The organism is Terracoccus sp. 273MFTsu3.1, from assembly GCF_000383675.1.
In the GTDB taxonomy this organism is placed as follows: domain Bacteria; phylum Actinomycetota; class Actinomycetes; order Actinomycetales; family Dermatophilaceae; genus Terrabacter.
The window spans coordinates 183,243-209,416 of the sequence record NZ_KB911824.1 but is presented as its reverse complement, the minus strand read 5'-3'; the positions used below and the strand labels follow the sequence as shown (position 1 = coordinate 209,416).

At 71.8% G+C, this 26,174-nt stretch carries 25 protein-coding genes, 1 tRNA gene and 1 riboswitch; of the genes, 6 read left to right on the top strand and 20 right to left on the bottom strand.

What is annotated here, in order from left to right:
* Positions 1-18 precede the first annotated feature (18 nt).
* From leuS to H283_RS0116115, 3 genes are all read right to left on the bottom strand, one after another.
* Entirely contained in the window at positions 19-2,958 is a 2,940-nt protein-coding gene (gene leuS / locus H283_RS0116125) for a leucine--tRNA ligase (RefSeq protein ID WP_020144561.1), read from the bottom strand.
* 350 nt (positions 2,959-3,308) lie between these two features.
* Positions 3,309-4,238 carry a hypothetical protein gene (locus H283_RS0116120; protein ID WP_156023244.1) on the bottom strand — a complete coding sequence of 310 codons (930 nt, stop codon included), beginning with the start codon at positions 4,236-4,238 and terminating at the stop codon, positions 3,309-3,311.
* A gap of 227 nt (positions 4,239-4,465) precedes the next feature.
* A complete protein-coding gene (locus H283_RS0116115; RefSeq protein ID WP_156023243.1) occupies positions 4,466-5,113 on the bottom strand; it encodes a lysoplasmalogenase in 648 nt (215 codons plus the stop codon).
* Between the two features lie 110 nt (positions 5,114-5,223).
* Here H283_RS0116115 and H283_RS0116110 point away from each other — a divergent pair, with 110 nt between their 5' ends.
* Entirely contained in the window at positions 5,224-5,598 is a 375-nt protein-coding gene (locus H283_RS0116110) for a thioesterase family protein (protein ID WP_020144558.1), read from the top strand.
* A 40-nt stretch (positions 5,599-5,638) separates the two neighbouring features.
* Complete coding sequence (locus tag H283_RS25415; RefSeq protein ID WP_020144557.1) at positions 5,639-6,610, top strand: hypothetical protein; 972 nt, start codon at positions 5,639-5,641, stop codon at positions 6,608-6,610.
* A 7-nt stretch (positions 6,611-6,617) separates the two neighbouring features.
* Here H283_RS25415 and H283_RS0116100 read toward each other — a convergent pair whose 3' ends face one another.
* The 5 genes from H283_RS0116100 to H283_RS0116080 form a co-directional block, all read right to left on the bottom strand.
* Positions 6,618-6,947: a 2TM domain-containing protein gene (locus tag H283_RS0116100; protein WP_156023242.1), complete on the bottom strand. Its 330-nt coding sequence runs from the start codon at positions 6,945-6,947 to the stop codon at positions 6,618-6,620.
* 141 nt (positions 6,948-7,088) lie between these two features.
* Complete coding sequence (locus H283_RS0116095; protein ID WP_020144555.1) at positions 7,089-7,700, bottom strand: YgjV family protein; 612 nt, start codon at positions 7,698-7,700, stop codon at positions 7,089-7,091.
* A gap of 89 nt (positions 7,701-7,789) precedes the next feature.
* Positions 7,790-9,028, bottom strand: a complete 1,239-nt coding sequence (locus H283_RS0116090) for a hypothetical protein (protein ID WP_020144554.1) — start codon at positions 9,026-9,028, stop codon at positions 7,790-7,792.
* A 119-nt stretch (positions 9,029-9,147) separates the two neighbouring features.
* Positions 9,148-9,507, bottom strand: a complete 360-nt coding sequence (locus H283_RS0116085; protein WP_020144553.1) for a multidrug efflux SMR transporter — start codon at positions 9,505-9,507, stop codon at positions 9,148-9,150.
* A complete protein-coding gene (locus H283_RS0116080) occupies positions 9,507-9,821 on the bottom strand; it encodes a multidrug efflux SMR transporter (protein WP_020144552.1) in 315 nt (104 codons plus the stop codon). Before H283_RS0116080 ends, H283_RS0116085 begins: the two co-directional genes overlap by 1 nt.
* Before the next feature lie 9 nt (positions 9,822-9,830).
* A riboswitch (guanidine-III (ykkC-III) riboswitch) is annotated at positions 9,831-9,896 on the bottom strand.
* Between the two features lie 104 nt (positions 9,897-10,000).
* Between H283_RS0116080 and H283_RS0116075 the strand changes: the two genes are divergently transcribed.
* Positions 10,001-12,337, top strand: a complete 2,337-nt coding sequence (locus H283_RS0116075) for a CHAT domain-containing protein (protein ID WP_020144551.1) — start codon at positions 10,001-10,003, stop codon at positions 12,335-12,337.
* A gap of 1 nt (position 12,338) precedes the next feature.
* Positions 12,339-14,282, top strand: coding sequence for a caspase family protein (locus tag H283_RS0116070; RefSeq protein WP_020144550.1), 1,944 nt, complete (start codon positions 12,339-12,341; stop codon positions 14,280-14,282).
* Between the two features lie 55 nt (positions 14,283-14,337).
* On the opposite strand, the gene H283_RS0116065 is transcribed toward H283_RS0116070, so the two are convergent.
* The 6 genes from H283_RS0116065 to H283_RS25410 form a co-directional block, all read right to left on the bottom strand.
* Positions 14,338-14,410: transfer RNA gene (locus tag H283_RS0116065), tRNA-Ala, on the bottom strand.
* An 83-nt stretch (positions 14,411-14,493) separates the two neighbouring features.
* Complete coding sequence (locus H283_RS0116060) at positions 14,494-15,159, bottom strand: histidine phosphatase family protein (RefSeq protein WP_020144549.1); 666 nt, start codon at positions 15,157-15,159, stop codon at positions 14,494-14,496.
* Positions 15,156-15,569 carry a ribosome silencing factor gene (gene rsfS, locus H283_RS0116055; RefSeq protein WP_020144548.1) on the bottom strand — a complete coding sequence of 138 codons (414 nt, stop codon included), beginning with the start codon at positions 15,567-15,569 and terminating at the stop codon, positions 15,156-15,158. The genes H283_RS0116060 and rsfS overlap by 4 nt, the downstream gene beginning before the upstream one ends.
* Complete coding sequence (gene nadD / locus H283_RS0116050; RefSeq protein WP_020144547.1) at positions 15,566-16,207, bottom strand: nicotinate-nucleotide adenylyltransferase; 642 nt, start codon at positions 16,205-16,207, stop codon at positions 15,566-15,568. The genes rsfS and nadD overlap by 4 nt, the downstream gene beginning before the upstream one ends.
* Positions 16,208-16,209: 2 nt before the next feature.
* On the bottom strand, positions 16,210-16,428 hold the full coding sequence (locus H283_RS27820; protein ID WP_156023241.1) for a hypothetical protein: 219 nt from the start codon (positions 16,426-16,428) through the stop codon (positions 16,210-16,212).
* 74 nt (positions 16,429-16,502) lie between these two features.
* On the bottom strand, positions 16,503-17,111 hold the full coding sequence (locus H283_RS25410; protein WP_156023240.1) for a DUF402 domain-containing protein: 609 nt from the start codon (positions 17,109-17,111) through the stop codon (positions 16,503-16,505).
* Positions 17,112-17,230: 119 nt separating this feature from the next.
* Between H283_RS25410 and H283_RS0116035 the strand changes: the two genes are divergently transcribed.
* Positions 17,231-18,349 carry a glycosyltransferase family 2 protein gene (locus tag H283_RS0116035; RefSeq protein WP_043649767.1) on the top strand — a complete coding sequence of 373 codons (1,119 nt, stop codon included), beginning with the start codon at positions 17,231-17,233 and terminating at the stop codon, positions 18,347-18,349.
* Here H283_RS0116035 and H283_RS0116030 read toward each other — a convergent pair.
* Positions 18,334-19,029: a class I SAM-dependent methyltransferase gene (locus H283_RS0116030; protein WP_020144543.1), complete on the bottom strand. Its 696-nt coding sequence runs from the start codon at positions 19,027-19,029 to the stop codon at positions 18,334-18,336. The genes H283_RS0116035 and H283_RS0116030 overlap by 16 nt on opposite strands.
* Positions 19,030-19,075: 46 nt before the next feature.
* A complete protein-coding gene (locus H283_RS0116025) occupies positions 19,076-20,359 on the bottom strand; it encodes a glutamate-5-semialdehyde dehydrogenase (protein WP_020144542.1) in 1,284 nt (427 codons plus the stop codon).
* Positions 20,360-20,473: 114 nt separating this feature from the next.
* On the opposite strand from H283_RS0116025, the gene proB reads away from it, so the two are divergent.
* Positions 20,474-21,586, top strand: a complete 1,113-nt coding sequence (proB, locus tag H283_RS0116020) for a glutamate 5-kinase (RefSeq protein ID WP_020144541.1) — start codon at positions 20,474-20,476, stop codon at positions 21,584-21,586.
* Between the two features lie 22 nt (positions 21,587-21,608).
* Here proB and H283_RS0116015 read toward each other — a convergent pair whose 3' ends face one another.
* From H283_RS0116015 to H283_RS25405, 4 genes are all read right to left on the bottom strand, one after another.
* A complete protein-coding gene (locus tag H283_RS0116015; protein ID WP_020144540.1) occupies positions 21,609-22,151 on the bottom strand; it encodes a hypothetical protein in 543 nt (180 codons plus the stop codon).
* A 180-nt stretch (positions 22,152-22,331) separates the two neighbouring features.
* Positions 22,332-23,978 (bottom strand): cation acetate symporter, encoded by a 1,647-nt coding sequence (locus H283_RS0116010; RefSeq protein ID WP_020144539.1) that lies wholly within the window; start codon positions 23,976-23,978, stop codon positions 22,332-22,334.
* Positions 23,975-24,262, bottom strand: coding sequence for a DUF485 domain-containing protein (locus tag H283_RS0116005; protein WP_081633909.1), 288 nt, complete (start codon positions 24,260-24,262; stop codon positions 23,975-23,977). The genes H283_RS0116010 and H283_RS0116005 overlap by 4 nt, the downstream gene beginning before the upstream one ends.
* 276 nt (positions 24,263-24,538) lie before the next feature.
* Complete coding sequence (locus tag H283_RS25405) at positions 24,539-26,170, bottom strand: cation acetate symporter (protein WP_020144537.1); 1,632 nt, start codon at positions 26,168-26,170, stop codon at positions 24,539-24,541.
* Between the last annotated feature and the right edge of the window lie 4 nt (positions 26,171-26,174).

The window sequence follows — 26,174 nt, the reverse complement described above, 5'->3', positions numbered from 1 at the left end:
TCGTCGGTCAGCAGCTCGTCACATCGGGACGACGTTGACGAGCTTCGGTGCGCGCACGATGACGGTGCGGATGCCGCCCTCCGTCGCCGCCCTCACCTTGTCACGACCGAGCGCCAGCTCGCGCAGGTCGTCCTCGGAGATGTCGGGGCTCACCTCGACGCGGTCGCGCACCTTGCCCTTGATCTGGATGACGCAGGTGACCTGCTCCTCGACGATCTTCGCGGCGTCGCTGACGGGGAACGCGGCATACGCCACCCCACCGTCGTGACCGAGGCGCTGCCACATCTCCTCGGCGATGTGCGGGGCCACGGGTGCGAGCATGAGCACCATCGCCTCGACGACCTCGCGCGGCGGGGCGTCGAGCTTCGTCACGGCGTTGTTGAGCTCGATGAGCTTGGCGATGGCCGTGTTGAAGCGCAGTCCCTCGAAGTCCTCGCGGACCCCGGCGATCGTCTGGTGCAGCTGCGTCGTCAGGGTCTGGTCGAGCGGCGCGTCGACGACCCGCACCTCGCCCGTCGACTCGTCGACGACGTTGCGCCACAGGCGCTGCAGGAAGCGCTGGCTGCCGACGACCGCGCGGATCTCCCACGGCTTGCTCAGCTCGAGCGGCCCCATCGACATCTCGTAGACGCGGAAGGTGTCGGCGCCGTACGCGTCGTACATCTCGTCCGGGCTCACGGAGTTCTTCAGCGACTTGCCGATCTTGCCGTACTCGCGGAAGACCTGCTGCCCCTGCCACGTGAACGTCGGCTCGGCGCCGTGGCTGCCCGGGTGCTCCTCCACCTCGGACGCGGTGACGTACTGGCCGCGGCTGTCGGTGTAGGCGTACGCCTGGATGTAGCCCTGCGAGAAGTACTTCCGGAACGGCTCCTCGCTGTGCACGTGGCCGAGGTCGAAGAGGACCTTGTGCCAGAAGCGGGCGTAGAGCAGGTGCAGCACGGCGTGCTCGACACCACCGACGTAGAGGTCGACGCCGCCGGGGTCGCGGGTGCCGGCCGGGGCGCCCTCCACCGGGGTGTCGTGCCGGCCCATCCAGTACGCCTCGTTGGCCGGGTCGACGAACGCGGCATGGTTGGCCGGGTCGAGGTAGCGCAGGTAGTACCAGCACGAGCCGGCCCAGTTGGGCATGGTGTTCGTCTCGCGGCGGAACTTGCGCAGGCCACGACCGTCGCCGAGGTCCTGCTCGACCTCGACCCACTCCGGCACGCGCGACAGCGGCGGCTCCGGGCTGCTCTGCGAGTCGTCGGGGTCGAAGGTCTTGGGGCTGTAGTCCGGCACGTCCGGGAGGGTCAGCGGCAGCTCGTCGTCGGGGACGGCATACGCCACCCCGTCCTCGTCGAACATGATCGGGAAGGGCTCGCCCCAGTAGCGCTGGCGGCTGAAGAGCCAGTCGCGGATGCGGTAGCTGATGGTGCCCTCGCCGATGCCCTCGTCCTCGAGGAACGCGATGATGCGCGCCTTGGCCTCGGCGACGTGCAGTCCGTCCAGCGAGATGCGGTCGTTGGCGGAGTTGATCGCGACGCCGTCGCCGAGGAACGGCTCGTCGTCGGGGTGGCCCTCCGTGGGCTGGACGGTGCGGACGATCGGGATGTCGAACTTCTCGGCGAACTCCCAGTCGCGGGTGTCCTGCCCGGGCACGGCCATGATGGCGCCGGTGCCGTAGCCCATCAGGACGTAGTCGGCCACGAAGACCGGGATGCGCTCTCCCGTCAGGGGATTCGTGGCCCACGACCCGGTGAAGACACCGGTCTTGTCCTTGCCCTCGGTCTGTCGCTCGACGTCTCCCTTGCGAGACGCCGCGAGCTGGTATGCCGTCACGGCCTCCTTCGGGGTCGCGCTCGCGTCGGCGTCCGCCCCCGTCCAGGCGTCCTTCGTGCCCTCGGGCCACGCGCCCTCCGGGACGAGCGCGTCGACGAGCGGGTGCTCCGGCGCGATGACCATGAAGGTCGCGCCGAAGATCGTGTCGGGGCGCGTCGTGAAGACGTCGATGCCGTCCGTCTCGCCCGTGCCGGTGACGACGGGGAACGTGACTCGGGCGCCCTTGGACCGGCCGATCCAGTTGCGCTGCATGAGCTTGACCTTCTCGGGCCAGTCGACGCCGTCGAGGTCGTCGGCCAGGCGGTCGGCGTACGCGGTGATGCGCATCTTCCACTGGCTGAGGTTGCGGCGGAAGACGGGGTAGTTGCCGCGCTCGGAGCGACCCTCGTTGGTGACCTCCTCGTTGGAGAGCACCGTGCCCAGGCCCGGGCACCAGTTGACCGGGGCCTCGTCGGTGTAGGCGAGGCGGTGTCCCTCGAGGACCGTGGCGCGCTCGGTCGCGGTCAGGTCGGCCCAGCCGCGGCCGCCGGCGTCGACGACGGCGCGACGGCCGGACTCGAACTCCTCGACGAGCTCGCTGATGGGGCGCGCCCTGCCGCGGCCGCCGTCCTCGCGCACGGCGTCGACGTCGTACCACGCGTCCCAGATCTGCAGGAAGATCCACTGCGTCCAGCGGTAGTAGTCGTCGTCGATCGTCGCGAAGGTGCGGCGGTTGTCGAAGCCCAGCCCGAGGCGGCGCAGCTGGCGCTTCATGTTCGTCATGTTCTCCTCGGTGGTCTTCCGAGGGTGCTGCCCGGTCTGGACGGCGTACTGCTCGGCGGGCAGGCCGAACGCGTCGTAGCCGAGGGCGTGCAGGACGTTCTTGCCGAGCATCCGGTGGAAGCGGCTGTAGACGTCGGTCGCGATGTAGCCGAGCGGGTGGCCGACGTGCAGGCCGACGCCGGAGGGGTAGGGGAACATGTCGAGGACGACGAGCTTCTCGCCGCGCGCCGCGACCTTCTCAGGCTCGGCCCAGGGACCTGCGGGGTTGGGGGCGTTGAACGTGCCCTCCTCCTCCCACCGGTCCTGCCAGGAGGTCTCGATCTGCTGCGCCATCGCCGCGGTGTACCGGAACGGGTTCTCGGATGTCTGCTCGCTCATGTCTTCTCTTTCGTCGCTGCTCGGTCTGGGCAAAAGAAAACCCCTCGCACAGGAGGGGAAGCCGCGTTGATGTCGGGAGTCCCGACCTTCGTCAACGCGGCTGCGGAAGGAGCAGCAGGCCAGCCATGCGCCCAAGGTTAGCGCAGCCCCGCTCCCCCATCCCTCGGGCGCCCGCTCCGATGGGCCGGCCCAAACCCACCTGGCCCGCGCCGACACCCCAACCACGTCGAGTGGCCCCGCATCCCCACCCATCACACCCTCCGCGGGCCCCCACCCTCGAGTGGCCCCACATCCCCACGGCCACACCCTCACACCCTCGGATCGTCCCGGTGATCGCAGACGTGGACGCATCAGGTCAGTGCCGAGCGCCTCATCTCCCGCTGTATGGCCTCATCGATGGCGTGGCTCGAGAAGAAGCGGGCATCGACGTCCGCCGGCCTGAGCGCGTCGTGCGGCAGGTGCAAGGCATCCGCGAAACGGTGCAACGTCGCACGCCGCGACGACGACCCGTTCAGGTCGCAGTTCCACATCTCCTGCACGTCCCAGCCGTCAGCCTCCAGTCCGGCGCGCCGGTAGGCATCGGCGACCCGCTGCTCGTCGCCGGAGTGGTAGAGCTCGCCCTGGTACTCGCCGACGACCTTGACCTCCTCTCCATCCGGCAGCCGCAGGCGCCACACGAGGTCGCCGACGCCGAGCAGCACCGTGGGATCCCACGAGGCGTAGATCGGCTCGTTGAGCTTCGGCTCCGGCAGACCGCCTCTCGTGAGCACCAGCCTCGCCAGCGACTCTCGTGCAGAGGCCGAACCGACCCGGATCTCGTCGTATGCCTCGACCAGCGTGCGCTTGCCACGTGGCCGGGTGCGAGCGAGACACGCCCGGAGGAGGGGGACACGGGATCCGAGCTGCGTGGCGCACGCATCTCCGAGCACCACCAGATCGTCCAGACCGACCGGTTTGCCCCGGCCGACCAGCTCACCCAGGTCGACCCACGTGTCGGCGATATCGACCACAGGGAGGCCATCGATGTCGATGACTCGGCGGGTGTGCAGCGCGCGGTGCCCGACGACCCCGGGGAGCCGCACCCTGTTGTTGGTGATCGGGCGCATCACATGCAGCCGGCCGTCCTCCTCCATCGCATACGACATCGGAAGACCGAGGAGTCGGGCGGCGGTCAGGTGGGAGAAGGCGCTCGCGGCAGGAAGAGCGGAGAGGGTGGCTCGACACCGGATGAGCAGGGCTTGCCGTGCAGCCACAGCCGCCTCATCGACCACTGAGTCCACGGCTCGCACTCGATCCATCACGCCCACACCATGCGTCGGACCGACGCCGCATTCGAAGGCGTCGTCACGGCCTGTGCACAAGTCCGGTTGCACGCCAAAGGGTGTGGAAACCATGTGACGACGAGGCCACTCGACGGCATACGCCGTCTGCTCCGTGTGACGACGAGGCCACTCGACAGGTGGGGGGTGGGGCCCATCTGGGGCGGGGCGCGGGGGGCGTGGGTGGGTCAGCGGTAGAGGGCTACGACGATGAGGGTCTGGGCGACGTGGTAGGTGACGATGACCGTGAGCGGTGCCCAGCGTCGCTCGTGGACGAAGCGGTCGTGACCGAGCACGGTGTCGGAGACGACGAAGACGAGACACCCGAGGAGCAGCAGCCAGTCGCCCGTGCCCGCCGCCACGAGCACGAGCACGAAGAGGACGAGCTGGTAGACGAACACCGGTCCCTTCTGCGGCCCGGAGTGGCGCACGATGTCCCGACCGGCCTTCGCGTGGAGCACGGCCAGGAAGGGCACGGCCACGAGGAGCGGCCACGGGAAGCCCTCGGCCCGCACCGTCTCGAGGATCGCCCAGACGTAGGCCAGGTGGGCCACGAGGAAGGCCCCCAGGCCGACGAGGAAGCGGGTCTCCGTCGCGTGCAGCAGCGCGACGTCGCCGACGAGGCAGAACGCGAGCGCCACGATGACCGTCAGTAGCGGCGGTGAGCCCGGCACCCGCCCTTCCCAGTAGAGCGACCACGCCAGCCCCATGAGGAGCAGCACGACGAGCGGCTTGGTGATGCGCTCGACGAGGTGGTCGCCGCGCAGGACGGAGCCCCAGTTGATGAGCGCCGTCACCCCGAGCGCCACGCTGGTAACCCACAGATGGGTGGTCACAGGCCCACATTCCCAGCCGCGGCTCAGGTTCGCCGCGCAGACACGCTGCGGACGTCCACCACCTGTCGAGACGAATCGGCGTACGTCCAGTTCTCTGCCAGACTCGTCCAATGCCCATGCGCAAGTTCCAGCACACGGTGACCGCCGACGACACGTCCTCCCGGGTCGGCAGCGGTGACCTCGACGTCCTCGCGACCCCGCGTCTGATCACGTGGTGCGAGAACGCCGCGTTCCAGGTCTGCAAGCAGAACATCGACGCCGACCACACCACCGTCGGCACCATGGTGAGGCTCGAACACGTGAAGGGCAGCGCGGTCGGCTCCGAGATCACCGTGCTGTGCGCCGAGCCGATCAACGACGGACGCCGCCTCGTCTGCCACGTGACGGTCAAGGACTCCGACGGCGAGGAGATCGCCAAGGGCGAGTTCCACCGTGCCGTCGTCGACCCGGACCGCTTCATGAGCAAGTGCCAGCGGGTCCTCTGACCCGCAGCCACCTCCCAGCCGCGGTTGCCACGATGACCGCGTGACGCTCGGACTGCTCGGTGCGCTCCTCGCAGCGCTCGCATACGGCGCGGCCACCGTGCTCCAGGCCGTGGGCGTACGCCGTGTCTCCGCGCTGCCGCCCGGCACCTCCCTGCCGGACCGGGTGCGGACCGGCTGGCCGTATGCCGTGGGCCTCGCCCTCGACGGGGTCGGTTTCCTCGCATCCGTGGCGGCCTTGCGCACGCTGCCGCTCTTCCTCGTCGAGTCCGCGGTCGCCTCGTCGGTCGCCGTCACCGCGGTGCTCTCGGTCGTCGTGCTCCGCGTCCGTCTGGGGAGGGCGGAGGTCGTCGCGCTGCTCGTCATCGTCGCCGGGCTCACCGGCCTCGCCCTGACCGCGTCGACCGGACCGGCCGGGCACCCGCGGCCGGGGGCGACGTGGTGGCTCCTCGCTGCGGCGGCGGTCGTCGCCCTGCTGCTCGTCGTCGGGACCGTCGACCACGACCGCCCGCGCGGAGCCGTCGTCCTCAGCGTCGGCGCGGGCCTCGGCTTCGGGGGCGTCGGCGTGGCGGCCCGTCTGCTCGAGGTGCCGTCACCCGTGTGGGGCCTCGCCACGGACGGCGTCGCCTGGGCCCTCGTCGCCCACGCCGTGCTGGCGACCGTCGCCTACGGCCTGGCCCTGGCCCGCGGCCGGGTGACGACCGTCGCGGCCCTGACCTTCGCCACCGAGACGGTCGTCCCTGCCGTCATCGGGGTGCTCCTGCTCGGCGACCGGGTCGCGCCCGGGCATGGTCCGGCGGCCGCGCTGGCCTTCGTCGCCACACTTGGCGGCTGCATCGCGCTGGCCGGTCGCGCCGAGCCCGCGAGCCCCGAGCGAACGGGCCCGAAGCGAACGGGCCTGGAGCGAACGGGCCCGGAGCGAACGAGCGCCGGGCCAACGGGCACCGACCCGCGGAACCCCGGCACCGACGCGAGGCGCCGCGGTGCCGCGCCCGAGGTGTCCCGGCGACCCTGACCTGGCGTCACCGACGCCGCAGACGCTCCATCTCGGTCTCGATCTGCTCCTCGGTCGGCGCATCGACGACGTAGGCGTCGACGGCGTTCGCCACGACGCCGATGCCCCAGCCGGCGATCGGGAAGATCGGCCAGAAGAAGCCGGCCCCGGTCATGGCCCAGATCAGGACGAGCATCCCGTTGACGAGCACGTAGATGAGCAGGTGGACGCGGAAGTCGGCCTTCTTCTTGAGCCTGCCGAGCGCTCTGCCGCGCAGATCGACCTCCGTGACAGCGCGGTCGACCGTCGGGTCGGGCGCATCGTGGTGGGGGTCGACCGGAAGCTGGTTCGCGGTCATGGTCGTCACCGCTCCTTCGCGGGCCGCCGCGCAGGAACTCCGCGCAGCTCCCTGCTTCCAGCGTAGGCCGGGCCAGAGGGGCCGGCCGGCGGGCGTGCGGGACGTCACGGTCGCAGACGTCCTCCTCCGGGCGACGCGCGGTCAGAGCACGTAGGCGTCGCCGTCGCGATGGAAGCCGAGGCTCTCGTAGTACGGCTCGACCATGTCCGGGGGTGTCAGCACCCGTCGGAACCCGCGCCGGCGGAACGGGCCCTCCGGGCCGAAGACGAACTCCCCCGGCGTCACGTCGCGGTGGCGCGGCGTCACCCAGTCGAGCAGCAGCTGGGCCGTGTGCTGGCCGGCGTCGCGCATGAGGACCACCCCGACCGCCTCGTCACCGCGCAGCACGAGGTAGGACGGGTCCCCCGCGAACGGGTCGTGCACGAACGCCGGGTTGTAGCGCCGGATGTCACCCTCGTGCACCCGCAGCACGTGCCGAAGGTAGGTGTCGTCGCCCGCGACCTCGAGCACCTCGTAGACGGCGGCGTCGTGCTTCTCACGCGACATCTGCGCCAGGTAGTAGATGTTGATGCCGGCGAGCACGACGTTGAGCCCGACCATCGGCCAGACGTGGTTGACCGCGTTGTAGGCGATGAGGACGACGCAACCGACGAGGTTGATGATCCTCAGCCGGCGCAGCTGCGTCTGCAGCAGCGACCAGACGAGGATCGCCGACCCGATCCAGCCGACGGCCTCGAGCCACCAGGTACCCATGGGCGCGACCCTAGCGCCCGGGGTGACCCGGCTCGCCGGGTTCGGGGCGGTCCGCGTCGCCCGGACGCGGACCGCCCCGGTGGCCCTGCTCAGGCGTCGGGCGCGACGAACTGCGGCAGGACCGCCTCGAACCGGGAGTCGAGGGTGAGCGACGGCAGGACCTGCCCCTGCTTCTGCGCATCGGCCGCCACCGACGCGCCCCACGACGAGGCCCGCAGCCGCTGGTCCGGAGTGCCGTGGTGCCCGGCGCTCGTGAAGGCGCAGTCACCGACCTGGTAGAAGGACTGCTCGGCCTCGAGGACGCGCCTGGTGTTGAGGGCGAGGCCCCGCTTGTGCGTGACGAAGTACGTCCCGAAGGCGTCGGCCATCAGCTCGGTGCGCCGGGTCGCCTCGGGACCGGTGAGCGGCGAGGCGAAGAGGTTCTTGTCGTACTGCACGTGATGGCCGTACTCGTGGCCGAGGACGGCGCGCGGCCCGACGTCGCCCACGCCGATGGCGTCGAGCGCGTCGAGCATCCCGTCGCCGAAGATGAGCTTGTCCGGCAGCGAGGAGATGACCGGGTCGGGGTCGCCCGCCCCGCTGAACGCGAAGGCGTTGAGGGTGAAGATCGGACTGGCCCCGCCGGCGAGGCCGGGGTCGGACGTGACGACGTCGACGACGATCGCTGCGAGCTCGGCCGCGTCGGCGTCGGAGACGCCGTAGAGCACGCCGATCAGGCGGGCGAGCCGGGCGGGGTCACGCATGACGTCGCCGTGCATCGCCATGAGCTGGATGTCCGTGCCGTCGGTGTCCCAGAACTTCTGGGCCGCCCGGAACGAGCTCGTCAGCTCGTTGCGCGAGTCCTTGGTCAGGGCATAGGCCGGGTCGCCCGTCGACCCGAAGAGCAGGGCGTCGTAGGTCGGGAAGTCGAGGCCGCCGAGCAGCGAGAGCACGAACAGGCTCGACGGGTCGATGCGGGCGACGAGCCCGTCGACGTACGCGTCGAGCCGGGTCGGCGCGCACTGGTACTGCGTCGGGTCGATGGCGCGCCCCAGGGCCTCCTGGGCCGCGGACGGCTCGACGCCGAACCTCTCGAGGGCGCTCGCCTCGCGGGCCCGCCAGTCGGCGGGCAGGTGCGCCCGTGCCGCCGCGAGCAGCGCGGACGCCCTCGGGTCGGTCGTCGTCCCCGAGACGTAGTCGTAGGTCTGACCGTCGGTGGCGACGGACGCCGTGACGCTCCGGCTCTGGGTCTGGGCAGCCGGCGCCGCCGTGGCGGCCGCCGCCCCGGTGGCCCCCGAGATGGCCAGCGACGTGACGAGAGCGATCGTCCTGGTCGTGGTCCTGCGCACGTGAGAGCTCCTTCGTGTCGTGCCCCGGCCCGCTGCCGGGGCGACCCGCCCATCATCACCGCCGGGGCCGACACCGACCGCCGAAACACCGCATATCCGGGTGAACGACGCGATGCGTCTCAGCCCGCGGGAGCGTCATCCGTGCCCGGGGTCTCGGCAGGCTCGTGCCCGACGAGCTTGAGTCCGACGACGGCAGCGACGATCCCGGCGAGCAGGACGACCTTGACGGCGGAGAACGCCTCACCGCCCGTCGTCATCGCCCACGTCACGGTGAGCGCGGCCCCGAGACCCGTCCACACGGCATACGCCGTCCCGATGGGGATGGTGCGCACGGCGTGCGCGAGCCCGACCATGCTGAGCGCGCCCGCCACGAGGAAGACGAGGGCCGGGACGGGGCGTGAGAGTCCCTCGGACGCGGCGAGCGCCGAGGCCCACACCGCCTCGAGCACGGCGCTGACGAGCAGGACGACCCACGGCATCACGCCACCGCCTTGAGGCCGGCGACGCACGCGACGAGCACGACCAGCAGCGCGGACCGGGCGCCGCCGAGGCGCTCCTCGCCGCGGGCGACCGCGAGCAGGACGGTGCCGACGGCGCCGATCCCGACCCACACGGCATACGCCGTGCCGGTGGGCAGGGAGGTCATGGCCCACGCGAGGCCGACCATGCTGAGCACGAGGGAGACGGCGAAGAGGGCGGTCGGCCGCGGACGGCGGAAACCGCCGGACGCGGCGAGCGCGGTGGCCCAGACGGCCTCCAGCGCGCCGGACAGGATGAGGACGAGCCAGTGCACGGCGTTCCGATCTGGCCGTCTTGTCGCTGTGCGGGTACGGCTCCCTCGTCCGCGAGCGCGGCTCGCGCGCTCACCGACGATTCTACCGAAGGGGCGCGTCCGGGTCGAAACGACGTATCAGGACCACCCGCCCGGCGTACTGTCGAGTGCAGGCGCGCTCCTGCGAACAGAGGATCGCCATGAGCCGTGACTATCTCGACTTCGACGTCGCCGTCACCCGTGAGGGCCAGGGGTATGCCGCTCACGTCCTCGCCTCGCCCGCGGGCGAGGCGTCGGCCCCCTTCACCCTGCCGTTCGCCGCCACGGACCTCGCCCAGTTCATGATCGCGGTGGGACCACCGCGGGTGTCCTCGAGACGCCTCGTGCCGGCCGAGGCGCGCGTCGTCGACGTCAAGGAGTACGGCCGCCGGCTCGGTGACGCACTGCTGTCCGGCGATGTCGGGCGGGCCTTCCGCGAAAGCCTGACGACCGCCACCAGCCAGGGCCGGGACCTGCGGCTACGACTGCGGCTCGACGCCGTGCCGGACCTCGACCCGGTGCCGTGGGAGTACCTCTACGACTCGAGGCTCGGTCGCTTCCTCACGCTCTCGCAGGAGACGCCGATCGTGCGCCTGCTCGACTCGCTCGAGCGCCCACCGGTGGTCCACGTCGATGCGCCCCTGCGCGTCCTCGTCATGATCTCGAGCCCGAGCGACATGCCGGAGCTCGCCGTGGACCGCGAGCGGCAGCTGCTCATGGCGACGACCAACGACCTCGTGGCGAGCGGCCGGCTCACGGTCACGGTCCTCGAGGACGCGACCCTCACCGGCCTCCAGCGCGCCCTGCTCGACGACTTCCACGTCTTCCACTTCATCGGCCACGGCGGCTTCGACCAACAGGCCCAGGAGGGCGTCCTCGTCCTCGAGCGCGAGGACGGCACGGCCCACCGGGTCTCCGGCGCGCGGCTCGGGACGCTGCTCCACGACGCCCGGACCATGCAGCTCGCCGTCCTCAACGCGTGCGAGGGTGCGCGGACGTCGGGACGCGACGCGTTCTCCGGCGTCGGCCAGGCCCTCGTGCGCCAGGGGCTGCCGGCGGTCGTCGCGATGCAGACCGAGATCTCCGACCGTGCCGCGCTCGTCTTCAGCCACGAGTTCTACTACTTCCTCACCCGCGGACTGGGCATCGACGCCGCGATCTGCGAGGTGCGCAAGGCGATGGCCGTCTCCGACGAGGCCTCGGAGTGGGGCACCGCGGTGCTGCTGCGGTCGGGCGCCGACCAGCCCTTCTCGTTCACGACGAGCGCCACCGCCGCGACCGAGCGGCCCGAGAGCCGGCTCGAGTCCCTCTACGACGCCGCGAAGGGCGCGCTGCTCGCCCGCGCCCCGGCGACGGCACTGCCGCTGCTCGAGCAGATCGCCGCCGAGCATCCCGACTACCAGGACGTCACTCAGCTGCTCGAGCGGGTCCGGCCGGAGGCCGCGCCCGCCGACGAGGGGCCGACGCCGCGGCCACGCCGCGAGCCGGTGACGCCGACCCAGCCGCTTCCACTGCTGGACACCCAACCGGACACCCAGCCGAACACCGGGCAGGAGATCCAGCAGGACACCGAGCCGCTGACACGCCCCGAGCCGCAGCCGGACCCACAGCCGGACCGTGGCGGTGAGGACGCTCCCCCACCGCCGGACCCGCACCCGCGCCGCAAGGGCAACGGCTTCGTCCGCAGTCTCGTCGGACTCGTCGTCCTCTTCGGGCTCTTCTGGCTCGGCGCGACCCAGGTCCCGAAGTGGTTCAAGGGGGCCACGGCCGACGTCACGAGCGCGTGCGGGCCGGCCCCCGCGGCCGCGAGCGCTCCGACGACGACGTTCGTCGCCGGGTGCGCCACGACGACTCCGGCCATCGACGGTGACTTCGCCGACTGGGACGGCGTGCCCACGGCACCGATCCCCCACGTCATCGCCCAGGTGGGCACGCCCCAGCCGGAGTTCGGCGGCGACTGGCAGGTCGTCTGGGACAGCAGCGCGCTCTACCTGCGCGTGCACGTCGTCGACCCGGACATCCGCAGCGTCAACCTCGCCACCCCCGGTGCCTGGTTCAACGGCGACGGCTTCTCCTTCGAGTTCGGTCCGGACGCCCGGAACCTCGACCCCGCGGCCACGACCCGACGCGGCCAGGACGTCCACGTCATGGTGGGCCTGTCCCGTGACGCCCCGACGTCCGGCGTCGCCTCGATCAACCCGGCCGGCCGCGGCACCTTCACCACCGGTACGCGCCACCCCGAGATCACCGTGGGGCGTGCCGACACGCTGACCGGCTACGACCTCGAGGCCCGCGTGCCGTGGTCGTCCCTCCAGCTCAGGAAGGCTCCGGTCCGTGGCTCCGTCTTCTCGATGAACGTCAACCTCAGCGACGCGACGAGCGCCCCGGCCACGTGGAGGCTGCGCACCATGAAGAGCACGAATGCCTCCCGCACTGCCGCGACGCAGGGCTTCCCGCACGGCTGGCAGACGATCACCCTCGCCGACGCGGCCTCCTGAGATGGCCGGACGCCTCCTCGCCCTCCTCGTCGGGATCGACGCCTACCCGGCGCCGATCCCGCCCCTGTCGGGCTGCGTCAACGACGTCACCGGCTTCGCGGACGTCCTGCGCGACCGGGTCGGCACGGACGCCCTCGACCTCGTCGTGCTCACCGACGGCCAAGCCACCCGGGCAGCCGTCACCAGCCGGCTCAGCGAGCACCTCGGTCGCGCGAGCGCCCAGGACGTCGCGCTCTTCTACTACAGCGGGCACGGTTCGCAGCAGACGACTCCCGAGGAGCTCTGGTCCATCGAGCCCGACCACCGCAACGAGACCCTCGTGTGCGTCGACAGCCGCTCGCCCGGCAGCTGGGACTTAACCGACAAGGAGCTGGCCGCTCTGCTCGACTCGATCTCGGCGACGGGCTGCCACACGCTCGTCGTGCTCGACTGCTGCCACTCGGGCGACGGCACCCGGGACGCCGACGAGGTGGTGCGGCTCGCGCCCCCGGACCCGCGTCCCCGACCCGCGTCGACGTTCGTGGGGCTCGGCGACGCGACGGCCGGTGCACCCACCCGGGGTGCTGCGCGCTGGACACCGGCAGGCCGTCACGTCCTGCTCGCGGCCTGCCGGTCGTCCGAGAAGGCGAAGGAGGTCACCGTGCTCGGCCGCCAGCGCGGCGCCCTGTCGGCGGCGCTCGAGGCCGCCCTGCTCGGCAGCGACGGGCGCCCGTCCTACCGCGACGTCCTGCGGATGGTGACCGCCGACGTGACGAACCGCGTCAGCGACCAGCACCCCCAGGTCGAGACGGCCGACGCGACCGAGCTCGACCGACCCTTCCTCGGCGGCGCGATCCCGGCCACCCCGAGGCCGCTCACCCTGAGCCGGCTGCCCGACGGCTGGTCCATCGACTCGGGCGCCGTCCACGGCGTGCCGGAGCCCATCGGTGACGACACGACCGAGCTGGCCGTCTACCCCCTGACCGGCGAGACGTCCGGGTCGCCGCTCGCCACCGCGCTCGTCACGAGGGTCCTGCCCGACCGCAGCCTCGTCCGCCTGACGCCCGAGCTCGACGAGGCGTACGTCTACCGTGCCGTCGTCACGTCGATCCCACTCGCGCCGCTGCGCGTCGGGGTCGTCGGCGACGCCGCGGGGACGGCTGCGCTCCGCGCGGCCGCCGACGCCGCGGACGAGACGCTCGTCGACCTCGTCGAGGGAGAAGGGGACGGTGACGGCACCGCGGACCTCCTCGTCGAGGCCACCCACGAGGGCTTCGTCATCACCCGTCCCGGCGTCACGCGCCCCCTCGTGCCCGTCGTCGCGGGCGAGGCCCGCGAGGAGCGCACCATCCTCGCCCTCGAGCGCGTGGCACGCTGGCTGCGCCTCTCCGCCCTCACCAACCCCGCCACCCGCCTGCCCGACGGCGCCGTCCGCGTCGAGGTGGACGCGGGCGCCGGGCCGGTCGGGGCGGGCGGCACCCTGCCGATCGCGTATGCCGGCACGGACGCCCCCCGCTTCACCGTCCGTCTCGCGAACACCACCTCCACCCCCCTCTGGGCGGCGCTCCTCGACCTCACCGAGACCTACGGCATCTTCACCGACGCGTTCCCGGCCGGGTCCGTGGCGCTCGGGCCCGGCGAGACGACGAGCGTCGACCTCGTCGGCCAGGTCGACGACGCGCTGTGGGAGGCGGGCACCGTGTCACTGCGCGACCAGCTCATGGTCGTGACGAGCACGCTCGAGTTCGACCCGAGGTCGCTCGAGCAGGAGGAGCTCGACGTCAGCGCCGTGCCGGCCACCGGGACGACGAGGAGCGCCGACGAGCCACCGGCCCTGCGCTCCAACCTCGAGCGGGTGCTGGGCGGCACCCGGACGCGGCGCCTGGGGCCGCGCCCCGCGTCAGCGGCGGTCGCCGACTGGCGCACCGACTCGGTCTTCGTCGTCACGACCCGCCCACGCGTCTGACGCACCCGGGGACGGAAGAAGGCCGGACACGATGTGTCCGGCCTTCGTCCTTCGGTGGAGCTGAGGGGACTCGAACCCCTGACCCCCTGCATGCCATGCAGGTGCGCTACCAGCTGCGCCACAGCCCCTTGCGGGTGTCACCTCGTCGAAGCGACTGCGTAACCATAGCGGGTCTCCGGCCGAGAGCCAAAATCGGGGGCGGCCTTTCGGGTCAGACGTTCCAGGGCCCGAGGTTCCAGCCGCTGATGCGCCACCGGGTCACCTCGGAGAAGCTCTTGCCGGCCTCGACGAGCTCGATCCAGTGGCAGTTGTCGAGCCCGCGGAACACCGCGTCCGACACGTCCTGGTCGAGCCCCACGAGGGCGCTGGCCGCGACGCGTGCAGAGACGCCGTGGGCCACGACGACGGCGGTCTCGCCGGGAAGCAGCTCCCGGGCGACGTCCCGCACCGCGGCACCGGCACGCTCGGCCACCTGCGCACGCGTCTCCCCCGTGACCCCGCGGGGCGTGTCCTCCCCCCGGTCGAGGGCGGCGATGACGTCCGGGTAGCGCTCACGCACCTCGTCGGCGTGCAGGCCCTGCCACTCGCCGACGTGCACCTCACGCAGGCGGGCGTCGAGCCGCACCTCGAGGCCCGTCAACCCCGCGATGGCGTCGGCCGTCGAGGCCGCACGCCGCAGGTCGCTCGAGACGATGAGCGCCGGCGCGTAGGCGGCCAGGTGCGGGGCCGCGGCCTCCACCTGCTCGTGGCCGCGGTCGGACAGCTCGGTGTCCTTGTGGCCCTGCCAGACGCGGGCCGCGTTGTCGACCGTCTCGGCGTGCCGGACGATGACGATGCGGCGCGGCCCGACGGCCGGCACGGACCCGGCTGCGGTCACGCCTCGTCGACCTCGTCGACCTCGTCGTCGGCACCCGGACGGGCCGGGGCCGACACGGTCGCGAGGTCGATCTCGGGGCAGTCCTTCCAGAGGCGCTCGAGCGCGTAGTACTCGCGCTCCTCCTCGTGCTGGACGTGGACGATGATGTCGCCGAAGTCGATGAGGACCCAGCGCCCCTCGCGCTCGCCCTCACGGCGGATCGGCTTGCTGCCCAGCTCACGCAGCCGGTCCTCGACCTCGTCGACGATGGCGCCGACCTGCCGCTCGGACGGTGCGGAGGCGATGACGAACACGTCGGTGAGCGGCATCTGCTCGCTCACGTCGATGGCCATCACCTTCTCGGCGAGCTTCTCCTCGGAGGCCAGCGCGGCCACCTTCGCGAGCTGGATCGAGTGGTCTGCTGCGGTCACGAATCTCCTCGGGGTGGTGCCGGCGACAGGTGTCTCGGCACGGTGCCTGCGCTCGCCAGGTCGGCGGCGTACAGGCGGTACTTGTTGATGTACTGGACGACCCCGTCGGGCACGAGGTACCAGACCGGGGCGCCCGCGGCGACGCGTGCCCGGCAGTCGGTGGAGCTGATCGCCATGGCCGGCACCTCCTGCAACGTGACCCGGTCCTCGGGCAGGCCCGTGTCGGACAGCTCGTGGCCGGGACGGGTGACTCCGATGAAGTGGGCCAGCTCGAAGAGGTGCTCGGCGTCCTTCCAGGACAGGATCTCGGCCAGGGCGTCGGCGCCGGTGATGAAGAACAGCTCGTCGTCGGGACGCTCGGTCCTGATGTCGCGCAGGGTGTCGATCGTGAACGTCGGCCCGGGTCGGTCGATGTCGACCCTGCTGACGGTGAAGCGCGGGTTGGAGGCCGTCGCGATGACGGTCATGAGGTAGCGGTCCTCGGCGGGCGAGACGTGACGGTCCGCCTTCTGCCACGGCTGGCCCGTGGGGACGAAGACGACCTCGTCGAGGTCGAAGCGCGACTGGACCTCACTGGCGGCCACGAGGTGGCCGTGGTGGATCGGGTCGAACGTCCCGCCCATGACGCCGAGGCGCATGGTCAGTGGTGTGCCCCGTCGGATCCGCTCGTGCTGCCGTGCGTGCCCTCACCCCGGCGCGGGGACTGCACCTTGTAGGCCGTGTTGCGGAAGCTCCACGTGACGGCGAGCGCCACGAGGAACAGCGCGAAGGTGATGAAGAAGTAGGCGATCACCGGCATGGGAAGCTCGCGGGCGGCTTCCTCCCCCTCGGTGACGAGTGCGAGGACACGATCAGACATGCGCCCAGCCTAGCGCCCGCAGGCCCCGGCCGACGCAGCGCGTGCCCACCGAGGGCGTGTGCCGGTCGGCTCGCTCAGTCACCGACCCGCCCCTCCCCCGACTCCGCGCGCTGCAGCCACGCGTGGCCCACGGTCGCGAACGGCTCGTCTCCGGCCGCGACGGCCGTGTGGACGCGGTCGCGCCACCGTTCGGCGAGGGCGACGACCTCCTCCGGGTAGTCGAGCTCGACCTGGTGCTGCGCGAACTCGTCCTCGTCGTCGACGTAGAGGTGACCGTCGCGGGTCAGCACGACGTCGAGGTCGAGGTCCACCATCGTCACCTCCCACTCCGGTCCGTCGTCGGCGCCCTCCCGGCGCTGCCAGACCGGTTCGGTGGTCATGTCGACGTAGACGCTGATCTCGCGGTGGGCCGGGTAGAAGCCCACGACGAATGCCCCCTCGTGCGGCACGAGGGACACCCAGCCGCTCGACTCGACGAACTCGACACCGGGACGCACGCAGCGGGTGCCCACCGGCGCGTACCACCAGTGACCGTGCTCGTCGGACCCGAGATACCGACCGTCCCACTCCCAGTGGCGGCCACCGCCCCACTTCGTGAAGCGCCCGGCGACCGGGGTGCCGGGCTCGAGGCCACCCGGCGGCATACCTCGTCGGGACGGACGGTCGGCGGCGGCAGAGGTCACGCCCGGCACGCTACCGGCGAGGGGGCGGACGTGCAGGGGACGGGCAGGGGACGTGCGGGTACAGCACGCGCACAGCGAGGTGACAGGCACAGCCCATCCGCGGCCGTACCCTAGAACCCATGGTTCCCGAGTTGTCCGTGGTCATCCCGATGTACAACGAGGAGGAGGTGCTCCCCCTCCTCGTCGAGCGGCTCCGACCGCTCCTCGACGGCATGGGCACCACCTACGAGGTCGTCGCCGTCGACGACGGCAGCAAGGACCTGACGGCCGCGCTGCTCCAGCGCTACCACCGCGAGTGGTCCCAGCTGCGCGTCGTGCGCCTGCGCGCCAACGCCGGGCACCAGGCCGCGATCTCGGCCGGCCTCGTCAGCGCCCTCGGCGACTACGTCGTCACGATCGACGCCGACCTGCAGGACCCGCCCGAGATCATCCCGCAGATGCTCGCGGCCGCGAAGGACGACGGCGTCGACGTCGTCTACGGGGTGCGCAACGACCGCTCGACCGACACGTGGTTCAAGCGGGCCTCGGCCCAGGCGTTCTACAAGCTCATCGGTCTCATGTCGCAGACCTCGGCCCACGCAGACGCCGGCGACTACCGCCTCATGTCGCGTGCCACCGTCGACGCGATCAACAGCCTCCCCGAGCACAACCGCGTCCTGCGCTTCATCGTGCCGGCCCTCAACTTCCCGTCCGACACGGTCGAGTACAAGCGCGAGGAGCGCGCGGCCGGGGACTCGAAGTACCCGCTGCTCAAGATGATCAAGCTCTCGCTCGACTCGCTGACCGGCTTCTCGACGGCGCCGCTGCGGCTCGCGACGTTCGCCGGCTTCGGCGGTGCCGTCCTCGCCGTGCTGCTCGTCCTCTACACCCTGATCTCCCGGTCGCAGGGCCACACCGTCGCCGGCTGGACCTCGACCGTCGCCATCGTCGCAGGCGTCGGCGCCGTCCAGCTCGTCTGCGTCGGCATCCTCGGCGAGTACATCGGCCGGATGTACGGCCACATGCAGGGCCGCCCGACCTACTTCATCGCCTACGACTCGATGACGGCCGACACCGGCGCCCACGGTCCGACCGACACGCCCCTGCCGGCCCAGCCGAGCGAGGAGCACATCCTCACGACGTCGGACGAGTCGGAGACCGACACCACCGTGACGCTGCTCGACCCGACTGCCGCCCCCGCGGCCCAGCCGGCACCCGAGCCCAAGCCCGAGCCCGAGCGCACTCAGCTGCGCGGCTGAGCCCGCACGAGCAGGCTGACGCCGGGCAGGCCGCCGACGGGCAGATAGCGCTCGGCGGTGATGATCGTGCGCAGCCCGAAGTTGACGACCGGGTGGAGGTTCTCGAGGTCCGAGCCCGAGCTCGTCCGGCGGCGCATCGCCACGACCGGACGCAGCAGCACGTTCCACGACCGCACGTCGGTGACCTCGAAGCCACCGCGCTCGAGCAGGTCGAGCAGGCCCTCGCGCGTGTAGCGGCGCACGTGGTCGACGGCCTCGTCGTGCTCGGACCACAGCCTCGGGTCGGCCGGAACGGCCACGAGGTAGGTGCCGGTCGGCTTGAGCACGCGGTGCACCTCGGCCACCGCGGCGTCGTCGTCGTCGAGGTGCTCGAGCAGGTCGAAGGCCATGACGAGGTCGAGCGAGTCGTCCGCGACGGGCAGCCGGGTCGCGTCGCCGCGCAGCGTCGCGAGCCCGCGACCGTGCGCCACCTCCGCGCCGTCCGAGCCGTACTCGAGCGCGACGGCGTCCCAGCCGTGCTCGCGCAGGACACGGGTGTTGCCCCCGCCCGCGGCGCCGATGTCGAGGGCGCGTCCGGGCACCAGCCCCGAGATGGCCTTGGCCAGGAGGTGACGCCGCTCGCGGTACCACCAGTGGTCGTCCTCCAGCTCAGCGAGCTTGCGGACCTCGGTGCCTTCCATGGTGCGACATCATGCCACCCGGCGTCGCCGGCCGCGCCGGCACCCGTCAGCGCGTGTGGCCGTCGCCCTCGACGATCCACTTCGTCGTCGTCAGCTCGGGCAGGGCCATCGGCCCGCGTGCGTGCAGCTTCTGCGTCGAGATGCCGATCTCGGCGCCGAATCCGAACTCCCCGCCGTCGGTGAAACGGGTGCTCGCGTTGACCATGACCGCCGCCGCGTCGACCTCCGCGGTGAAGCGCCGGGCCGCCGCCCGGTCCTCCGTGACGATCGCCTCGGTGTGCCCGGTGCCGAATCGACGGATCCGGTCCATCGCCTCGTCGAGGTCGTCGACGACGGCCACGCTCATCTCCAGGCCGTGCCACTCGGTCCCGAAGTCGGCCTCGCTCGCGAGGGCGTATGCCGCCCCGGCCGCCTCGGCGTACGGCGTGACGTCGGGTGCCACGTGCAGTCGCACGCCGGCCCCGGCGAGGTCGGTGAGCGCCTTGGGCAGGAAGTCGGCGGCGACGTCTCGGTGGACGAGGAGCGACTCGGCGGCGTTGCAGACGCTCGGGCGGTGGGTCTTGGCGTTGAGCGTGATGGCCCGGGCCTTGTCGAGGTCGGCGCCGCGGTCGACGTAGACGTGGCACACACCGACACCGGTCTCGATGACGGGGACCGTGGACTCGCGGACCACCGTCTCGATGAGGTCGGCGCCGCCGCGCGGGATGACGAGGTCGACGTGGCCGCGCGCCGTCATGAGGGCCCGAGCCGCGTCGCGGCCTCCCTCCTCGAGCAGGGTCACGGCATCGACCGGGAGACCCTGGTCGGCGAGGGATCCGCGCATCGCCTCGACGAGGGCGTGGTTGCTGCTCGCCGCGGCCGACCCTCCGCGCAGGAGGACCGCGTTGCCGGACTTGAGAGCGAGGCCGGCGGCGTCGACGGTGACGTTGGGGCGTGCCTCGTAGATCATCCCGATGACGCCCATCGGGACGCGCACCTGGCGGATCTGCAGCCCGTTGGCGAGGGTCGAGCCTCGGACGATCTCGCCGACCGGGTCGGGCAGGGCAGCGACGTCACGCAGGGCCTGGGCGACGGCGGCGACGCGGGCCCGGTCGAGGCGTAGCCGGTCCTGCAGGCTCTCGTTCATCCCCGTGGCTCGACCGCGCTCGATGTCCTCGGCGTTGGCCTCGATGACCGCGGGTGCGGCGGCGTCGACGGCGTCGGCGAGCAGCAGCAGGGCCGCGTCCTTCTCGGCACGGGACATGAGGGCGAGCCGTCGTGAGGCGGTGCGGGCGCGCTCCGCCATGGCCGTCACGTGCTCGACGACGGCGGGGTCGATCGTCTGGGACATGCCTCCAGCGTAGGTCGTGACGCACTCGCGCGACCGACCGTTTCCGGGGGCTGGACCGTCGGCCGCGGCGGACAGCCCTGCGTCGTCGCACGGCCCGTCACTAGAGTTCGAGGTGTGTCGCCCCACTCCGTCATCAGCACCGCCCGACGGCTCGTCGTCAAGGTCGGCTCCAGCTCGCTGACCGGGGTGGACGGCGGCATCGACCACGGGCGGCTCGTGGCTCTGGCCAACGCCCTGGCGCACAAGCACCTCGACGGCACCCAGATCGTCCTCGTCAGCTCCGGTGCCATCGCCGCCGGCATCCACCCGCTCGGCCTCACCGCCCGACCCCGGGACCTCGCGACCCAGCAGGCAGCAGCCTCCGTCGGCCAGGGGGCCCTGCTCGCCGGCTACACGCAGGCGTTCGCCGGACACGACATCACCGTCGGGCAGGTCCTGCTCACCGCCGACGACGTCACGCGGCGCACCCACTACGCGAACGCGCGACGCACGCTCGAGCGGCTGCTCGACCTCGGCGTGCTGCCGATCGTCAACGAGAACGACACCGTCGCCACGAGCGAGATCCGCTTCGGCGACAACGACCGGCTCGCCGCCCTCGTGGCCCATCTCATCGACGCCGACGCGCTCGTGCTCCTCTCCGACGTCGACGCCCTCTACGACGGACCCCCGAGCCGCCCCGGGGCCCGGCGCATCCCGGTCGTCCGCGGCCCGCAGGACCTCGTCGGCGTCGAGATCGGGGGCAGCGGCTCGAAGGTGGGCACGGGTGGCATGACGACGAAGATCGAGGCGGCCCGGATCGCGACCGCCGCCGGCGTCGTCACGTCGGTCACGGCCGCGGACCGGGTCACCCAGGTGCTCGCCGGCGAGGACGTCGGCACGGTGTTCCTGCCGATCGGGGTGCGCGGACGGTCGAGACGGCTCTGGCTCGAGCACGCGACGACCGCGCGCGGGCGGCTCATCGTCGACGACGGCGCCGTCACGGCGCTGGTCCAGCGCAAGACGTCGCTGCTCCCCGCCGGCATCACGGCCGTCGAGGGCACCTTCCACGACGGCGACCCCGTCGACGTGTGCTCCCCCGACGGGACCGCGATCGCCCGCGGCCTCGTCAACTACAGCTCGTCCGAGCTCCCGTCCCTGCTGGGACGGTCGACGAGGGAGCTCGCCCGCGAGCTGGGCCCGGAGTACGAGCGGGAGGTCATCCACCGCGACGACCTCGTCGTCATCTGAGGACGGCCACCCGGGCGCTCCGTCACGGTCCGCCCGAGAGGTAGCGGCCGGCCGGCGCCGGCGCGGCCGACGGTCCCGGGACGCCCCCACCGGTCGGCTGCCCGCCCGCGCGGTGGCGCAGGCGCCCGCTCGTGCGCGGGAGCCGGTCGCGCGTCGAGACGAGCGCCGCGACGACGGCGGCGAGGACCGACAGTGCCGCGAGCCCCGCCGTCTGGGGACCGCTCGACGGTTCGACTCCCGCGGCGGAGCCGAGCAACGGCGCGACGAGCAGGCGTGCCACGAGGGCGCCCGCGGCATACCCTCCGACGGCAGCGGTCCGGCCGGCGTCGCGGAGCACCCGCCCGACGAGGGTGAACACGGGGACCGCGACGAGGAGGGTGCCGAGGAACTGTGCCGCGACCAGCGCGACGAGCCCGGCCCGCCACCCGGACCCGATGACGTCGACGACGCCGGTGAGGACGGTGAGCACCGCAGCGAACCAGACCCCGGTCACGGCACCCCCGGCATACCCCCGTCCCGGTCGCCACGCGTACGTCGAGCCTTCGCGTCCTGCGTCGGTCGTCATCGGACCCTCCTGTCTGCGGCCGCACCCTGACGCGGCACCCGACGTGTACGACGGCCCACCCGGTCGAAAGGTTGCCCGTCCACCGGGTCGACCTTCGGACGCGCGAGAGCGGCCGCGCACACCCCTGGCGTGCGCGGCCGCTGCCCGTCCCCCCACCAGCAGGCAGGGGGACGGATCGACTCAGTGGTGCGTCGCCGTCTCGGCACCGTGTCCGGTGAGCGAGCGCACCTCCATCTCGGCGTACTTCGCCGCGTTGTACTCACGGCTCGTGACGGTGCCGATGTAGCCGAGGACGAAGCCGAGCGGGATCGAGATGATGCCCGGGTTGTCGAGCGGGAACCAGTGGAAGTCGACCCCCTGGAGCATCGACGGGCTCTTCTTCGTCAGCGGGTCGATCGGCTTGCCGGAGACGACCGGGCTGAAGATGATCAGCGTGATGGCGCTGATGAGGCCGCCGTAGATGCTCCACAGCGCACCCCTGGTGTTGAACCGCTTCCAGAAGAGCGAGTAGAGGATCGTCGGCAGGTTCGCGCTCGCGGCGATGGCGAAGGCCAGTGCCACGAGGAAGGCGATGTTCTGGCCGAGGGCGAAGATGCCGCCGATGATGGCGATGGCGCCGAGGACGAGCGCTGCGATGCGCGCGACCTTGACCTCCTCCTCGGGGGTGGCGGTCCCCTTCTTGACGACCGTGTTGTAGATGTCGTGCGACAGGGACGCGCTCGCCGTGATGGTCAGGCCGGCGACGACCGCGAGGATCGTCGCGAAGGCGACCGCCGAGATGATCCCGAGCAGGATCTCGCCACCGAGCTCGAATGCGAGCAGCGGTGCGGCGGAGTTGACCCCACCCGGTGCCGCCTTGATGGCTGCCGCCCCGACGAGGTCGGCCGCCCCGAAGCCGAGGATGAGCGTGAAGATGTAGAAGATGCCGATGAGCCAGATGGCCCACACGACGGACCGACGGGCCTCACGCGAGGTCGGCACCGTGTAGAAGCGCATGAGGACGTGCGGCAGACCTGCCGTGCCCAGCACGAGCGCCATCGAGAGGGAGATGAAGTCGACGGGGTTCTTGTACTGCAGACCCGGCTGGAGCAGGTCCTTGCCGCCGGCGTCCTGCGAGGCCGTCGTCGCGTCGCCGAGCAGCGTCGAGAGGCTGAGGCCGAACTTGGCGAGGACCCAGAAGGTCATGATCGCCGCGCCGATGATGAGCAGCACGGCCTTGATGATCTGCACCCAGGTCGTGCCCTTCATGCCGCCGAAGATCACGTAGAAGATCATGAGGATGCCGACGACGACGATGACGAGCCGCTGACCGACCGCGCCCTCGATGCCGAGCAGCAGGGCCACGAGACCACCGGCGCCGGCCATCTGGGCCAGCAGGTAGAAGAACGACACGACGAGCGTCGAGATGGCCGCGGCGATGCGGACCGGCCGCTGACGCAGCCGGAAGCTGAGCACGTCGGCCATCGTGTACTTGCCGACGTTGCGGAGCAGCTCGGCCACGAGCAGCAGGGCGACGAGCCAGGCCACGAGGAAGCCGATGGAGTAGAGGAAGCCGTCGTAGCCGTTGATGGCGATGGCGCCGGCGATGCCGAGGAACGAGGCCGCCGACAGGTAGTCACCGGCGATGGCGATGCCGTTCTGCCGGCCGGTGAAGGCACGGCCACCCGCGTAGTACTCCGCGGCGCTGCGGTTGTTGCGCGACGCCCGGATGACGATGGCGAGGGTGACGACGACGAAGAGGGCGAAGATCCCGATGTTGATCGCCGGGTTGCCGACCGTGGTCGCCGCGGGGACGAGGGACGGGGCCGAGCCGAGGAGGGCGCTCACTTCGTGACCCCCATCTTCTGCGCGAGGGCTTCGGCCTCGGGGTCGAAGACGCGGTCGGCCCAGCGGGCGTAGACCATCGTGATCGTGAAGGTCGAGACGAACTGGAGGAGGCCGAGGATCAGGCCCCACGTGATGTTGCCGAGGACCCGCGTCCCCATGAAGTCCTTCGCGAACACGGACAGCAGGACGTAGAGGAAGTACCACGCGAGGAACAGCGCGGTCAGCGGGAAGACGAACCTGCGGAACTTGCTGCGCAGCTGGTCGAACTCGGGCGAGTTCTGCATGGCGACGTTGGGATCGTCGACCACGCGCTCTGGAGCCTCTTTGCTCACTGGGCCACCTCCGGGGCGGTTGGGTCGTGCCTGGGTGCTGGGCATTCGGCGCGGTCCTGCCGCCGCCGACGCGTCCCCGGACGGTCCCGTGGTGACGTCGACGCCCCTGTCGCTCCGCGCTGCCGGCACAGGGCCGGCGAGAGCCAAGGTAGGAGCACGGGCGGCGCCTCGGCAGGCACAGCGTGGGCGGCATCGCCCAGCGGCGCCGACGGCTCGCCGTGCGCGGGATCAGCTGCGACGAGCGGTCGTCCCGGGGCGACGAACGGTCTCCCCCGTGCTGGGGCGTGTCGGGTGCTGCGTCGCGTCGGACCCCGCCTCCGCGGTCGGCGGGCGACGGTACCAGCGCTCGGGGTGGAACGAGCCCCGGTTCAGGTCGATGTGCTCGGGGGCGTGCAGCCGGACCATCGTCTGCGCGACGTGCTCCGGCGTGCTCGAGCGGGTGGCCAGTGACACGAGCACCATCGTCGCGAAGGCCAACGGCACGCTGACGGCCGCAGGCTGCGTCAGGACGACGCCGAACCAGCCAGCGGTGGCGATGCCGAACGTCGTCGTGACGACGGCGCCCATCGACAGGGCGCCCCCGACGACGAGGCCGGAGATCGCCCCACGCGACGTGAGCCCCCGCCACCAGATCCCGAGCAGGAGCATCGGGCAGAACGTCGACGCGGCCACCGCGAAGGTCAGCTCGACCGCGTGGGCGACGGGCACACCGGCCGAGACGACGGTGAGCAGCAGCGCGCCGGCCACGACGGCGACGGTCGTCAGGCGGAAGGTGCGGATGCCTTGGCGGTGCCCGGCGCCCCAGCGCACGAGGTCCTGGCTCACGACGCCGGCGACCGACACGACGAGGCCGGTCGACGTCGACAGGAACGCGGCGAACGCCCCGGCGGCGAGGACGGCGGTGAGCCCCTCGGCGACCGGGCCGTCGAAGAGCCGGCTCGGCAGCTCGAGCACGACCGAGTCGGCACGGCCGGCGGCGACGAGGTCGGACGCGACGTACCGCCCGATGACGCCGTAGACGACGGGCAGCAGGTAGAAGCCCGAGAGGAGCACGAGCACCGCGAGCGTCGTCCGCCGCGCGGCCCGACCGTCGGGGTTGGTGTAGAAGCGGACGACGACGTGGGGCAGGCCCATCGTCCCGAAGAAGGTCGCCAGGACGAGGGAGTACGTCAGGTAGAGGGCGTGGTCACCCTGGAGCGGCTCGACCCAGTCGGTCACGAACACCGTGCCGACGGCAGGGTCGTCGCTGCGGTCGCCGACCGCGCCGAGCAGGAGGAAGAGGGGCGTCAGCAGCGCGAGCAGCTTGAGCCAGTAGTGGAAGGCCTGCACGAGGGTGACGCTCCGCATGCCGCCGGGGAGGACGTTGAGACAGACGACGACGGCGACGGACAGCTGCCCGACCCACGACGGGGCCCCGGTCAGGGTGCGCAGCGTCAGGCCCGCGCCCTGGAACTGAGGGATGAGGTAGAGCAGACCGATCGCGACGACGAGCAGGCTCGACGCCCGGCGGGCGACGACGGACTCGAGGCGCAGCTGGGCGAAGTCGGGCAGCGTGTAGGCCCCTGACCGCCGCAGGGGCGCCGCGACGAACACGAGCAGCAGCAGGTAGCCGGCAGTCCAGCCGATCGGCAGCCAGAGCATGTCCACGCCGCGCGCGAGGATGAGCCCGGCGACCCCGAGGAACGATGCGGCAGAGAGGTACTCACCGCTGATGGCTGATGCGTTGAGCACCGGGCTGACGCCGCGGGAGGCGACGTAGAAGTCGCTCATGGTCCGCGAGAGCCGCAGCCCGAAGGCGCCGACCGCGAGGGACGCGACCGAGACGAGGACGACGGCGACGATGCTCGCGGCGTTGTTCACCGGT

Excerpts from the sequence above, each read along its gene's own strand:
- leuS (WP_020144561.1), bottom strand. The coding sequence starts at position 2,958 with ATGAGCGAGCAGACATCCGAGAACCCGTTCCGGTACACCGCGGCGATG.
- H283_RS0116110 (WP_020144558.1), top strand. The coding sequence starts at position 5,224 with ATGCCCATGCGCAAGTTCCAGCACACGGTGACCGCCGACGACACGTCC.
- H283_RS0116100 (WP_156023242.1), bottom strand. The coding sequence starts at position 6,947 with ATGACCGCGAACCAGCTTCCGGTCGACCCCCACCACGATGCGCCCGAC.
- H283_RS0116095 (WP_020144555.1), bottom strand. The coding sequence starts at position 7,700 with ATGGGTACCTGGTGGCTCGAGGCCGTCGGCTGGATCGGGTCGGCGATC.
- H283_RS0116085 (WP_020144553.1), bottom strand. The coding sequence starts at position 9,507 with ATGCCGTGGGTCGTCCTGCTCGTCAGCGCCGTGCTCGAGGCGGTGTGG.
- H283_RS0116075 (WP_020144551.1), top strand. The coding sequence starts at position 10,001 with ATGAGCCGTGACTATCTCGACTTCGACGTCGCCGTCACCCGTGAGGGC.
- H283_RS0116070 (WP_020144550.1), top strand. The coding sequence starts at position 12,339 with ATGGCCGGACGCCTCCTCGCCCTCCTCGTCGGGATCGACGCCTACCCG.
- nadD (WP_020144547.1), bottom strand. The coding sequence starts at position 16,207 with ATGCGCCTCGGCGTCATGGGCGGGACGTTCGACCCGATCCACCACGGC.
- H283_RS27820 (WP_156023241.1), bottom strand. The coding sequence starts at position 16,428 with ATGTCTGATCGTGTCCTCGCACTCGTCACCGAGGGGGAGGAAGCCGCC.
- H283_RS0116035 (WP_043649767.1), top strand. The coding sequence starts at position 17,231 with ATGGTTCCCGAGTTGTCCGTGGTCATCCCGATGTACAACGAGGAGGAG.
- H283_RS0116030 (WP_020144543.1), bottom strand. The coding sequence starts at position 19,029 with ATGGAAGGCACCGAGGTCCGCAAGCTCGCTGAGCTGGAGGACGACCAC.
- H283_RS0116025 (WP_020144542.1), bottom strand. The coding sequence starts at position 20,359 with ATGTCCCAGACGATCGACCCCGCCGTCGTCGAGCACGTGACGGCCATG.
- H283_RS0116015 (WP_020144540.1), bottom strand. The coding sequence starts at position 22,151 with ATGACGACCGACGCAGGACGCGAAGGCTCGACGTACGCGTGGCGACCG.
- H283_RS0116005 (WP_081633909.1), bottom strand. The coding sequence starts at position 24,262 with ATGCAGAACTCGCCCGAGTTCGACCAGCTGCGCAGCAAGTTCCGCAGG.